Here is a 13,352-nt window from a genome sequence, read left to right as displayed (position 1 = left end):
GAGCGTCACAGGATGCATTCCCACGCGGAGCGAGGGAACGATCATCAACGGCTCGCTCCCGCAGGGTGTAGCGTGAAATGCTAGACCGACGCCAGCACCAGGTGCATATACCGCGTCAGAATCCCGAGCATGTCCTCTTCGGCCAGAGGCTCGGCGTCGTTGAGCAGGCCCTGATATTCCATCCGGCCGATAATCGCCGTCAACACCTTGGCATCCTGCTGTGGTTCGCGCGAGCCCAGTACCTGGAACAACTGGCAGGTGCCCTGCAACAGAATCTGCTGATGGGAGCGCACCAGAATGGCCAGACGCGGATTGAGCAGCGCTTCCTGGCGGAACGCCTGCTCGGCCATCAGATGTTCGCGACGGTTGATCAGTTGCCGATGCACGTAATCGGCCATCAACCGCGCTATGTCATCGGCCAATTGCGAGCGCGACTCCGGGCTGCCGTCGGCGCTGACCACCATTTCGCGCAGCAGCCCTTCATTATTGATCCACAACTTGGCCATGTACGCCGCGCTGCGTTCAACGTATTGGGCGAAGGTATCGGTGAGCAGGTCATCGATGTCCTTGAAGTAATACGTGGTCGCCGACAGCGGCACGCCGGCCTCCGCCGCGACCGCACGATGGCGCACGGCACGCACGCCGTCGCGCACGACAATGCGCATCGCGGCGTCGAGAATGTCCTGGCGACGCTGCTCACTGCCCTGTCGGCTGGCCTTGCGGCCCTGGTACTGAACACTTTCAGCGACCGCAGTGGCGATACCCGCTGCACCTTCTTGAGCTAATGCACCCATCACGACAGCACTTCCTCTACTAATGCCAAATTAACCAATTGATACATTTGTACCAGACAGGCAATAAAAAGCCGCCTGTTTTAGGCGGCTTTTTAACTGAAACGTTTACGCTTGCGGTCGCATGTGCGGGAACAGGATCACATCGCGGATCGACGGCGAGTTGGTCAGCAACATCACCAGACGATCAATGCCGATACCTTCACCGGCGGTTGGCGGCATGCCGTACTCCAGCGCACGGACGAAGTCGGCGTCGTAGTGCATGGCTTCGTCGTCGCCGGCGTCCTTGTCGGCCACCTGCGCCATGAAGCGCTCGGCCTGGTCTTCCGCGTCGTTCAACTCGGAGTAGGCGTTGGCGATTTCACGACCACCGATGAACAGCTCGAAGCGGTCGGTGACGTTCGGGTTCTCGTCGTTACGACGGGCCAGCGGCGACACTTCGAACGGGTACTGAGTGATGAAGTGCGGCTGCTCCAACTTGTGCTCGACCAGCTCTTCGAAAATCATCACCTGCAATTTGCCCAGACCTTCGAAGCCCAGCACCTTGGCGCCGGCCTTCTTGGCGATGGCGCGAGCCTTGTCGATGTCGTTCAGATCATCGGCAGTCAGCTCAGGGTTGTACTTGAGGATCGAGTCGAACACCGACAGACGCACGAACGGCTCGCCGAAGTGGAACACTTTGTCGCCGTACGGCACGTCGGTGCTGCCCAGCACCAGCTGCGCCAGCTCGCGGAACAGTTCTTCGGTGAGGTCCATGTTGTCTTCGTAATCGGCGTACGCCTGATAGAACTCCAACATGGTGAATTCAGGGTTGTGACGAGTCGAAACGCCTTCGTTACGGAAGTTGCGGTTGATCTCGAAGACCTTTTCAAAACCGCCAACCACCAGACGCTTCAGATACAGCTCTGGTGCGATACGCAGGAACATTTCCATGTCCAGCGCATTGTGGTGGGTTTCGAACGGCTTGGCCGCAGCGCCGCCGGGAATGGTCTGCAGCATCGGCGTTTCGACTTCGAGGAAGTCGCGCTTCATCAGGAAGCTGCGGATGTGCGCGATCACTTGCGAACGCACGCGGAAGGTCTGGCGCACGTCTTCGTTGACGATCAGGTCGACGTAGCGCTGGCGGTAGCGCTGTTCGGTGTCGGTCAGGCCGTGGTGCTTGTCCGGCAGCGGGCGCAGCGACTTGGTCAGCAGGCGCACGTTGGTCATTTCAACGTACAGGTCGCCTTTGCCGGAACGCGCCAGGGTGCCTTCGGCGGCAATGATGTCGCCCATGTCCCAGGTTTTCACCGCGGCCAGGGTTTCTTCGGACAGCGTCTTGCGGTTGACGTAGACCTGAATGCGCCCGGTCATGTCCTGGATCACCATGAACGAGCCACGGTTGAGCATGATGCGACCGGCAACCTTGACCGGGATTGCAGCCTCTGCCAGCTCTTCCTTGGTCTTGTCCGCGTACTGTTTCTGCAAGGCATCGCAGTAGTTGTCGCGGCGGAAGTCGTTCGGGAAGGCATTGCCCTTGGCGCGCTCGGCAGCAAGCTTTTCCTTGCGCAGGGCGATCAGGGAGTTTTCTTCCTGTTGCAGGGCTTGCGGGTCGAGTTGTAGGTCGCTCATGTCTTTAAGTATTCCATCAGGTTCGTTGCCCCCAGCCTTCGGCTGGGGATCGCGGGCGAGCCCGCTCCCACAGAGGGTGTTACAGGCCGGATTTCAGGCTCGCTTCCAGGTATTCGTCGATGTCGCCGTCGAGCACCTTGTCGCAATCGCTGCGTTCGATGTTGGTACGCAGATCCTTGATCCGCGAGGCATCGAGCACGTAAGAGCGAATCTGGTGACCCCAGCCGATATCGGACTTGGTGTCTTCCAGCGCCTGCGAGGCCGCATTGCGCTTCTGCATTTCCTGCTCGTACAACTTGGCCCGCAGCATTTTCATCGCGGTGTCCTTGTTGGCGTGCTGGGAACGCTCGTTCTGGCAGCTGACCACGGTGTTGGTCGGTACGTGGGTGATACGTACGGCCGAGTCGGTGGTGTTTACGTGCTGACCACCGGCACCGGAGGAACGATAGGTGTCGATCCGCAGGTCTGCCGGGTTGATTTCGATTTCCACCTTGTCATCGATCTCTGGCGAGACGAAAACAGCGGAGAACGAGGTATGGCGACGGTTGCCGGAGTCGAACGGGCTCTTACGCACCAGACGGTGCACGCCGATCTCGGTACGCAGCCAGCCAAAGGCGTATTCGCCCTTGATGTGCACGGTCGCGCCCTTGATCCCGGCGACTTCACCGGCGGACAGTTCCATGATGGTTGCGTCGAAACCGCGTTTGTCAGCCCAGCGCAGGTACATGCGCAACAGGATGTTGGCCCAGTCCTGCGCTTCGGTACCGCCGGAACCGGCCTGGATGTCCAGGTAGGCGTTGTTCGGGTCCATTTCATGGCTGAACATGCGGCGGAATTCCAGCTTGGCCAGATTTTCCTCGAGACGGGCCAGCTCGGCGACGACATCGCCCACTGCGCCTTCGTCGTTCTCTTCGACGGCCATGTCCAGCAGGTCGCGGCAATCGGCCAGACCGCCGTTCAGTTCGTCGAGCGTGTCGACGATCTGCGCCAGCGCGGCACGCTCGCGGCCCAGCTCCTGGGCGTATTCAGGTTTGTTCCAGACACTCGGATCTTCAAGCTCGCGATTGACCTCGGTCAGACGCTCATGCTTTTGATCGTAGTCAAAGATACCCCCGAATAGTTTCGGAGCGCTCGGACAGGTCCTTGATGGTGTTCAGGATCGGGTTGATTTCCATGACGGGCAGCACTCGTTGGCGAACTTTTGAAAGCCGGCGAGTATAACGTAAACAGGCTGTCGCGGCAGCCCGTCTGGCGGTGAATGGGCCGAGATTGCTGCCCTCACCCTAACCCTCTCCCGGAGGGAGAGGGGACCGATCGGGGGATATTTGAAACATACGCAGAATAGAATGGCTTCACCGAATCCGTGATCGCCAAGCCTGAAGATCCATAATCGCTGCGATCTCTCAGGTCGATGTCTGGCCCGAGACACCTCGGTCGGCCCCCTCTCCCTCCGGGAGAGGGCTGGGGTGAGGGCAACGGCCGTTACTCGATCCCGACCTGATTGCGCCCATTGTTCTTGGCCAGATACAAGCCGCGATCCGCCGCCGAAATCAGCAGCCGGCAATCACTGCCCGCCTGCGGCACCATGGTCGCCAGACCAATGCTGATGGTCAGACTGGAGCCCTCGGCCGGCGTGTTATGCGGAATTTTCAGCGCCGCCACGGTCTGGCGCAGTTTCTCGGCCAACAGCCGCGCGCCGCCCGGCGAAGTGTTCGGCAGCACCAGCACAAACTCCTCGCCGCCGTAACGCGCCGGCAGGTCCGACGGTCGCGCACTGGCCTCGCGGATCGCCGTGGCGACCTTGCGCAAGGCTTCGTCGCCTTCAACGTGGCCAAAACTGTCGTTGTACGACTTGAAGTAATCGACGTCGATCATCAGCAATGACAGCTGCGTCTGATCACGTAGCGAACGGCGCCACTCCAGTTCCAGGTACTCGTCGAAGTGCCGGCGGTTGGACAGCCCGGTCAGGCCATCGGAGTTCATCAGCCGTTGCAGCACCAGATTGGTGTCGAGCAATTGCTGCTGGCTGACCCGCAACGCTCGGTACGCGGCGTCGCGTTGCAGCAATGTCATGTAGGAACGTGAGTGATAACGAATGCGCGCGACCAGTTCGATGGTATCCGGCAGTTTCACCAGATAGTCGTTGGCGCCAGCGGAGAATGCCGCGCTCTTGATCAGCGGGTCTTCCTTGGTCGAGAGAACGATGATCGGGATGTCCTTGGTCGCCGGATGATTGCGGTATTCGCGCACCAGGCTCAGGCCATCGAGGCCGGGCATCACCAGGTCCTGGAGGATCACCGTCGGCTTGATCCGCACCGCCTGGGCGATGGCCTGCTGCGGGTCGGAGCAGAAGTGGAAGTCGATGTTTTCCTGATTCGACAGCCCACGGCGCACCGCTTCGCCGATCATCGCCTGATCATCCACCAACAACACCATGGCGGCGTTTTCGTCGGTTTTAATGTCGTCGATCTGTAAATCATTCATGAGCGGTCACCTGAGTACTGCGGGGGCCTGGATTGCGGATCAACCTGTTCATTTGGGGAAAATCTCCAGCAATCGTGGCGCTATCTTTTCCAGCGGGCGGATTTCCACCGCGGCATCGATTGCCGCGGCAGCCTTGGGCATGCCGTACACCGCACTGCTGTGCTGATCCTGGGCGATGGTCAAATAACCCTGCTGGCGCATGAGCTTAAGCCCTTGCGCGCCATCGCGCCCCATCCCGGTCAATAAAACCCCGACCGCGTCACCGTTCCAGTAACTGGCGACGCTCTCGAAAAACACGTCGATCGAGGGGCGATAGATCTCGTTGACCGGTTCGGCGGTGTAGGCCAGCGTGCCGTTTTTCAACAGGCGAATATGGTGATTGGTCCCGGCCAGCAGCACCGCGCCACTTTGCGGCGGCTCGCCTTCACGGGCCAGACGCACATCGAGGCCGCTGGCACTGGCCAGCCATTCGGCCATGCCGGCGGCGAACACCTGATCGACATGCTGCACCAGCACGATCGCGGCGGAAAAATCCTTCGGCAGGCCTTTGAGCAACACTTCCAGCGCCGCCGGCCCACCCGCAGACGAACCGATCGCCACCAGCCGCTGACGTGACGGCGAACTGCGCGGTGAACTCGGCGCCGGGCGCGAGCGCGGCGCCTTGTCGCCGATCAGCCAGCCGATGTTGAGGATCTTGCGCAACAACGGCGCCGCCGCTTCCTGGGCATTGCCGGCGCCAATGGCCGGCGTGTCGACCACGTCCAGCGCGCCGTGGCCCATGGCCTCGAACACGCGGTGCACGTTCTGCTGGCGGTCGACGGTGACGATGACGATCGCGCATGGGGTCTCGGCCATGATCCGCCGCGTGGCTTCGACACCGTCCATGATCGGCATGATCAGGTCCATCAGAATCAGGTCTGGCGTGCACTCGGCGCAGCGTTGCACCGCCTCGGCGCCGTTGCTGGCGACCCAGATCACCTGATGCGCCGGCTCGAACGCCAGCGCTCGGCGCAGGGCCTCCACCGCCAGGGGCATGTCGTTGACGATTGCGATCCTCATGCCCGCGCTCCCCGATGAGCTCGACCACTGCATCGAGCAGGGCGTCGTCATGAAAACTGGCTTTGGCCAGATAATAGTCGGCGCCGGCGTCCAGTCCACGGCGGCGGTCTTCTTCGCGATCCTTGTACGACACGACCATCACCGGCAACGATTGCAAACGGTTGTCGCGGCGCAGCAGCGTGACCAGCTCGATGCCGTCCATGCGCGGCATGTCGATGTCGGTGATCAGCAGATCGAAGTTCTCCGAACGCAGCGCATTCCAGCCATCCATGCCGTCCACCGCCACCGCGACGTCATAGCCGCGATTGAGCAGCAGTTTGCGTTGCAGCTCGCGCACGGTCAGCGAATCGTCGACCACCAGCACCCGCTTGCGCGCCACTTCGGCAGCTTGATTGCCGTGTCGGGCAATGCGCTCCAGACGCCCGGTGTTGAGCAGCTTGTCTACCGAACGCAGCATGTCTTCGACATCGACGATCAGCACCACCGAACCATCATCGAGCAAGGCCCCGGCGGAAATATCCTGAACCTTGCCCAGACGCTCGTCCAGCGGCAACACCACCAGCGTGCGCTCACCCACGAAGCGCTCGACAGCCACCCCATAAATCGCCTCGCGCTCGCGGATCACCACGACTTTCAGGGTAGCGCCATCGTTCTGACTGGCCGGGCGATTGAGCAACTGGCTGGCCGCAACCAGCCCGACATGCTGGCCTTCGTGCCAGAAATGCTGGCGTCCTTCGACCTGCACGATGTCTTCGGGGGCCAGATCGCACATGCGTTCGATGTGCGCCAAGGGGAATGCGTAAGCCTCTTCGCCGACTTCCACCACGAGGCTGCGCACCACCGAAAGCGTCAACGGCACCTCCAGATGGAAACGGCTGCCCTCGCCCGCCGTCTGCTCCAGCACCACGGCCCCACGCAATTGGCGGACCATATGCTGAACAGCGTCGAGGCCGACCCCGCGTCCTGACACTTCGGTGACCTTGTCGCGCAGGCTGAAGCCCGGCAGAAACAGGAAGGTCAGCAGTTCTTCTTCGCTCAATTGCGCTGCGGTTTCGGCTGGGGATAACTGCCGTTCGACGATGCTGCGGCGGACTTTCTCCAGATCGACGCCACCGCCGTCATCGCTGAGTTCCAACACCAGCAAACCGGCTTGGTGGGAGGCGCGCAGGCGAATCAGGCCCTCTTCCGGCTTGCCCTTGAGCAGGCGTTGTTCCGGGGATTCGATGCCGTGATCGACAGCGTTGCGCAGCAAGTGAGTCAGCGGCGCTTCGAGCTTTTCCAGCACGTCGCGATCGACCTGGGTTTTCTCACCTTCGATCTCCAGGCGCACCTGCTTGCCGAGGCTGCGACCGAGATCGCGAACCATGCGCGCCTGCCCGCTCAACACGTCGGCGAACGGACGCATGCGACAGGCCAGCGCGGTGTCATAGAGCACTTGTGCACGCTGGCTGGCCTGCCAGGCGAATTCGTCGAGTTCGGCGTTTTTCTCGCTGAGCAATTGCTGCGACTCGGCGAGCAAGCGCCGCGCATCTTCCAGTGACTCGAGCGCTTCCAGGCTCAGTGCGTGGTCCTTCAGGTGCACATTGAGATTTTCCAGTGCGCGCAGGCCATTGTTCTGCATGCGCTTGAGACGCTGCATGGTCGCCAGATGCGGCTTGAGACGCTGGGTTTCCACCAGCGATTTGCTCGACAGATCGAGCAGGCTGTTCAGGCGTTCGGCAGTGACGCGCAAAACGCGCTCGCCGCCTTCGGTGGTGCGTTTGTTTTTGCGCGGGGTCGGTTCGGCGGGCTCGTCCATGATCGGCGCTGTCGCCGTTGGCGCGGGCTCGATCTGCAACTCGGCCATTGGCGGCGTGGCAACCACAGCGGCTGGCGCCGAAGGATCGAGCAGACGCCCCATCAACGCGACGTAGGCTTCAATGTCCGTGGGTTGCGGCGCATTGGCCGGCGTGGCGATGCGCATCAGCAGGTCGGTGCCCTGCAACAACGCGTCGATGTGTTCGGGACGCAGCAACAAACGGCCTTCCTGCGCACTGACCAGGCAATCCTCCATGACGTGGGCGACGCTGACGCCGCTGTCGATGCCAACAATGCGCGCCGCACCTTTGAGCGAGTGCGCCGCACGCATGCACGACTCCAGCTGATCGGCCTGGGTCGGATTGCGCTCCAGCGCCAACAACCCGGCGCTGAGCACTTGGGTCTGGGCTTCGGCTTCGAGACTGAACAGCTCGAGCAGAGAGGCGTCGCGCATTTGCTCGGGGGTCATGTAAGGCTCCGGGTCACGGCGGACAACAGCTGTTCTTCATCCAGCCAGCGCAGGCTGCGACCGCGATATTGCAGAACGCCACGGGTGTACTTGGCACTGTTCTGCGCACCGGACTGCGACGCGGCATCGAGGATGCGTTCGTCGATGGCATGAATGCCGTCGACCTCGTCTACCGGCACCACCACCGGCCCGCCGTGCGCGGCGATGATCAGCATGCGCGGCATGATTCGCCCGCCGCTGACCGGCGCAACGCTGGCGCCGAGGTCGAGCAGTTCCACCAGAGACAGGCACGCGACCAGTGCGCCACGGACATTGGCCACGCCGAGCAAGGCCCGCGAGCGCTGGTGCGGCAGCGAATGTATCGCCTGCAACGGCGCAACTTCGACAAGCGTGCGCGTGGCCAGTCCGAGCCATTCCTCGCCGAGGCGGAACATCAGCAGCGAGCGCGTCTTGACGTCGGTTTCGACTTTGCTGACCACTGCTTCGCGCTGGTTCTGCTGCAACGAATAACGGTCGAGCAGGCGTGTGGCGGCGGCGGAATACACCGAGCAGTTGCGGCAATGAATGTGCTCTTCCAGCAACGGGCAGGACTTGTCGCCATGAATGCCGATGCGGTTCCAGCAATCGTCGATGGCGCGGGCGTCTTCGTGGGTAACGTTCAAGGTGTCGGACGCGCTCATCGTTTACGCTCACTGTCGGCGGTGCGCCCGCTGCGGGCGGCGCGCTCCTGCAATCGTCGGGCACCCGCCGTATCGCCCTGAGCCTGCAGCAATACGGCCAGGTGCATCAGCGCTTCGGGGTGTTGCGGTTCGAGGTACAACGCTTTGCGGTAATACCCCTGGGCTTCGAGGCTCAACCCGGCGACATCGCTGAGCAGGCCCAGCCAATAGAACACCTGCGCCACGGGTTCATGGCTGCACAGATAGTGTTCGCACGCGGCGCGGGCCTCGGCGCTTTTGCCTTCGTTGGCCAGTGCAGCAATCTGCGCCAGCAGTGTTGCGGCGTCCGGGTCGGCAGTTTTTTTCGTCACCGGCAAAGCCGTCACGGCAGCGAACGGCCGATTGCGCACTGGCGCTGGCGGCGGCGCGCTGCGCAGTGGTTGGCTGACCGGCACGGCGACCGGTTTGGGCGTCGGCAGCGGTTCGGGGTGCGGCTCGCTATGGCGGCTGAAAGCGAACGACTGCAGGATGCCGATCGAGCGCATGCCCAAGCGCCCGAGCAGACTGCCCTCCGCCGGGCCGATAAACAGCACGCCGTCGACGTGGGTCAGGCGCTTGAGCACTTCGAACACCTGCTTTTGCGTCGGCTGGTCGAAGTAGATCAGCAGGTTGCGGCAGAACACGAAATCGAAGGCAGGCTCGGTCGCCAAAAGCGTCGGATCGAGCACATTGCCGACCTGCCAGCGCACTTGTTCGCGAACGTATTCGTTGACCCGGTGGCCGTCCTGCTCAGGCATGAAATGCCGATCGCGAAACTGCAGATCCTGCCCGCGAAACGAGTTCTTGCCGTAAACAGCGCGGCGCGCCTTGTCCACCGACAACGGGCTGATGTCCATGCCGTCGACCTTGAATTGATGCGGCTGCAATCCGGCATCAAGCAAGGCCATGGCAATCGAGTAGGGTTCTTCGCCGGTCGAGCACGGCAGGCTCAGAATTCGCAGCGCGCGCATATTATTGAGTTCTTTAAGCCGACCTCGCGCCAGTTTGCCCAGCGTCGCGAAAGATTCCGGATAACGGAAAAACCACGTTTCCGGAACGATCACCGCTTCGATCAGCGCCTGCTGCTCGTCCCGCGAGCCTTGCAACAGCTGCCAGTATTCGTCGGCGTGGGCGGCCTGGGACAGGGTCGTGCGCTGGCGCACGGCACGCTCGATGATCGCCGCGCCCACCGACGCGACATCAAGGCCGATGCGTTCCTTGAGGAAATCGAAAAAGCGCTGCTCACTGCTCATGGCTGCGCCTCAAGCTGCGCCGGATCACGCGGCGGATCGGGGAACAGCAAGCTGCGCACGGCGTCATCGAGCAAGTCATTGACCCGCACCCATTGCAGCAATCCCTGCGCATCTTCGCGCACCGGGCCGAGGTACGGCGCCTCACGGTTGTCGAGGCCGTAAGGCTGGAAATCTTGCGGATGACAGCGCAGCGTGTCGGTGGCCTGCTCGAGAATCAGCCCGAGCCATTGTGCTGATTGCGATTGATCCGGCTGATAATTGACCAGCACCAGCCGCGTGCTGGTGCGCGCCTCGGCGGGCTGGCCAAAAGTCAGCGCACTGAGGTCGATCACTGGCACCACCGCCCCGCGATAGGCGAACACCCCGGCCACCCAGTGCGGTGCGCGGGCAATCGGCTTCAGCGGCAGGCGCGGCAGCACTTCGGCCACTTCCGTGGCGCGCAGGGCATAGCGTTCGCTGCCGATGCGAAACAGCAGAAACAGCGCCTGCTTCGCCACTGGCGCGGCGCCACGCTTGGCGATGATTTCGCTCATCAGACTTTGAATCGCGAAACGCCGCTGCGCAGGCCGACGGCCACCTGGCTCAGTTCGTCGATAGCGAAACTGGCCTGACGCAGCGATTCGACGGTCTGGCTGCTGGCATCGCCCAACTGCACCAGCGCATGGTTGATCTGCTCGGCGCCAGTGGCCTGGGCCTGCATGCCTTCGTTGACCATCAGCACGCGCGGCGCCAGCGCCTGCACCTGATGGATGATCTGCGACAGCTGCTCGCCGACCTGCTGCACTTCCGACATGCCGCGGCGCACTTCTTCGGAAAACTTGTCCATGCCCATCACCCCGGCCGACACCGCCGACTGGATCTCGCGAACCATCTGTTCGATGTCGTAGGTGGCCACGGCGGTCTGATCGGCCAGACGCCGGACTTCGGTGGCGACCACGGCAAAACCGCGACCGTACTCGCCGGCCTTCTCGGCTTCGATCGCTGCGTTGAGCGACAGCAGGTTGGTCTGGTCAGCCACTTTGACGATGGTCACCACCACCTGATTGATGTTGCCGGCCTTCTCGTTGAGGATCGCCAGTTTGGCGTTGACCAGATCCGCCGCGCCCATGACCGAGTGCATGGTGTCTTCCATGCGCGCCAGGCCTTGCTGGCCGGAGCCGGCGAGCACCGAGGCCTGATCGGCAGCGGTCGACACTTCGGTCATGGTGCGCACCAGATCCCGCGAAGTCGCGGCGATCTCACGGGAGGTTGCGCCGATTTCGGTGGTGGTCGCTGCGGTTTCGGTGGCGGTGGCCTGTTGCTGCTTGGAAGTGGCGGCGATCTCGGTCACCGAGGTGGTCACCTGCACCGAGGAGCGCTGGGCCTGGGACACCAGCGACGTCAGCTCGGCCATCATGTCGTTGAAGCCGGTTTCGACCGCGCCGAATTCGTCCTTGCGATCGAGGTTCAGGCGCGAACTCAGATCGCCGGTGCGCATGATGTCGAGGATGGTCACGATGCGGTTCATCGGCGCCATGATCGCGCGCATCAGCAGCAGACCACAGAGGCCGGCGGCCAGCACCGCGACCAGCAGGGAAATGACCATGCTGACTTTGGCCGTTGCCACCGCGTCGTCGATGTTGGCCATGGCGTTATCAGCGACGACTTTGTTCTCGCCAATGATGTCGTTGAGTTTCATCCGACCGGTGTACCACGCCGGGGTCAGTTTCTCGTTGAACAGCTTGATGGCATCGGCTTCCAGATTGCGCTTGTGCAGGTCCAGCACGGCATCCTGAATCTGCATGTAGGTATCGTGGTACTTCTCGAACAGGGCGAATTCGGAACGGTCTTCATCCGTGGCCATGGTCTTGCGATAGTTGGCCATCTGCTCTTGCAGACGCGCCTCAAATGCCTTGTAGTCCGCTGCGTCTTCGCTGGAAACGCCCTGGCCTTCCTTGAGGCCGAGCAGCTCTTGCGTCTGCAAATAACTGTCGACCCATGCACCACGAATCATCGAGCTGTAATAGACGCCGGGGATGGCATCGTCGCGCACGCTGTTTTCACTGGCCTCGATCTTCAACAACCGCGAGTAGGACAGCACCACCATCAACAGCATGATGGCGATAATCACCGCAAAGCTCGCCAAAATGCGTTGGCGCAACGTCCAGTTCTTCACAGTGAATCCTCGTGCCTGATCGAAATGCGGGGAGTATAGCCGAGGGCGGTGTTTCATTTATAAGACGCTTTCGCTGGCAGTACTGTCCTTGAGGAAGCGAGCCTGCTCGCGAAGGCTACATCGCGGTCCCGGCAAATCCCCAACTGCGCAAGAAGTTGCGCAGTAGGTTGTAATATTTTGGCGGGTAAATCCTCTGCAGCCCAAGCAGTGCAAGCCCTGCAGCCAAGTGCGCAAGAAGTTGCGCAGTACTGCGCAACTTCTTGCGCACTTTCTCCCGACTTTCCCGCTGAAAATCGCCCCGAATGATCACCGACTACCGTGGCGCCCCGGCCATCCGGGCACCGCGCAAAACCTGGCACGCTCCTTGATAACTCTCAGCCACCCACCGGGCGATTTCGCCTCCGGGCACCCTAACTTTATCCGCAAGGAGAGCACCCCATGGCAACACCAGCGTACATGTCGGTTACCGGCGAAAAACAAGGCCTGATCACTGCCGGCGCTTTCACCGCCGACTCCGTTGGCAACACCTACCAGGAAGGCCACGAAGACCAGGTTATGGTTCAGGCTTTCACCCACGACGTGATCATCCCGCGTGACCCGCAATCCGGTCAGCCAACCGGTCAGCGCGTACACAAGCCAGTTGTGATCACCAAGGTCTACGACAAGGCTTCGCCACTGCTGCAAGCAGCTCTGACTTCCGGCGAGCGCATGAGCGAAATCGTTATCCAGTGGTACCGCACTTCGGCCCAAGGCACCCAAGAGCACTACTACACCACCAAACTGGAAGACGCGATCATCGTCGCCATCAACAACAAAATGCACAACTGCCAGGATCCAGGCAACGCGCACTTCACCCACCTGGAAGAAGTGCAGTTCACCTACCGCAAAATCACCTGGACCCACGAAGTATCCGGTACTTCGGGTTCCGATGACTGGCGTGCTCCAGTCGTTTAATTACGGCTGACCGTTACACGCATCGGCCAGCTCTGCTGGTCGATGTTGTTTACGCCCCTCCAAAATTTCGCGTACGTTGAG

Annotated in this window: 10 protein-coding genes and 1 pseudogene; 1 reads left to right on the top strand and 10 read right to left on the bottom strand. The window is 61.7% G+C overall.

All coding sequences use genetic code 11. The features are described 5' to 3' along the window. Positions 1–80: 80 nt before the first annotated feature. From AB4N41_RS14035 to AB4N41_RS13990, 10 genes and pseudogenes are all read right to left on the bottom strand, one after another. Positions 81–794, bottom strand: coding sequence for a TetR/AcrR family transcriptional regulator (locus tag AB4N41_RS14035; RefSeq protein ID WP_016771505.1), 714 nt, complete (start codon positions 792–794; stop codon positions 81–83). 105 nt (positions 795–899) lie between these two features. After that, positions 900–2,402 (bottom strand): lysine--tRNA ligase, encoded by a 1,503-nt coding sequence (lysS, locus tag AB4N41_RS14030; RefSeq protein WP_024011743.1) that lies wholly within the window; start codon positions 2,400–2,402, stop codon positions 900–902. A 79-nt stretch (positions 2,403–2,481) separates the two neighbouring features. After that, positions 2,482–3,577, bottom strand: a protein-coding gene (gene prfB, locus AB4N41_RS14025) for a peptide chain release factor 2 (protein ID WP_099758102.1) whose coding sequence is annotated in 2 segments (ribosomal slippage) — positions 2,482–3,504 and positions 3,506–3,577 — 1,095 coding nt in all. Because the reading frame shifts where the segments join, the coding sequence is not laid out codon by codon here. A 307-nt stretch (positions 3,578–3,884) separates the two neighbouring features. Continuing rightward, positions 3,885–4,886 (bottom strand): response regulator, encoded by a 1,002-nt coding sequence (locus AB4N41_RS14020; RefSeq protein ID WP_041478162.1) that lies wholly within the window; start codon positions 4,884–4,886, stop codon positions 3,885–3,887. Between the two features lie 48 nt (positions 4,887–4,934). Next, a complete protein-coding gene (gene cheB, locus AB4N41_RS14015) occupies positions 4,935–5,945 on the bottom strand; it encodes a chemotaxis response regulator protein-glutamate methylesterase (protein ID WP_095180462.1) in 1,011 nt (336 codons plus the stop codon). 10 nt (positions 5,946–5,955) lie between these two features. After that, positions 5,956–8,211 (bottom strand): annotated as a pseudogene (locus AB4N41_RS14010) (response regulator); the annotation flags it as partial. Further along, entirely contained in the window at positions 8,208–8,891 is a 684-nt protein-coding gene (locus AB4N41_RS14005; protein ID WP_252877506.1) for a chemotaxis protein CheW, read from the bottom strand. The pseudogene AB4N41_RS14010 and the gene AB4N41_RS14005, both read right to left, overlap by 4 nt. Then, entirely contained in the window at positions 8,888–10,162 is a 1,275-nt protein-coding gene (locus AB4N41_RS14000) for a CheR family methyltransferase (RefSeq protein WP_252877505.1), read from the bottom strand. Before AB4N41_RS14000 ends, AB4N41_RS14005 begins: the two co-directional genes overlap by 4 nt. Next, the gene (locus tag AB4N41_RS13995) at positions 10,159–10,695 is read right to left on the bottom strand and encodes a chemotaxis protein CheW (protein ID WP_073476119.1); all 537 of its coding nucleotides are present in this window, start codon (positions 10,693–10,695) and stop codon (positions 10,159–10,161) included. Before AB4N41_RS13995 ends, AB4N41_RS14000 begins: the two co-directional genes overlap by 4 nt. Next, positions 10,695–12,317, bottom strand: a complete 1,623-nt coding sequence (locus tag AB4N41_RS13990; protein WP_252877504.1) for a methyl-accepting chemotaxis protein — start codon at positions 12,315–12,317, stop codon at positions 10,695–10,697. Before AB4N41_RS13990 ends, AB4N41_RS13995 begins: the two co-directional genes overlap by 1 nt. Positions 12,318–12,755: 438 nt before the next feature. Here AB4N41_RS13990 and AB4N41_RS13985 point away from each other — a divergent pair, with 438 nt between their 5' ends. Then, complete coding sequence (locus tag AB4N41_RS13985; RefSeq protein ID WP_007949952.1) at positions 12,756–13,271, top strand: Hcp family type VI secretion system effector; 516 nt, start codon at positions 12,756–12,758, stop codon at positions 13,269–13,271. Positions 13,272–13,352 lie beyond the last annotated feature (81 nt).

This window comes from Pseudomonas sp. S2_A10, assembly GCF_054668465.1.
The sequence above is the reverse complement of the archived record's forward strand: the minus strand, read 5'-3'. Positions and strand labels throughout refer to the sequence as shown.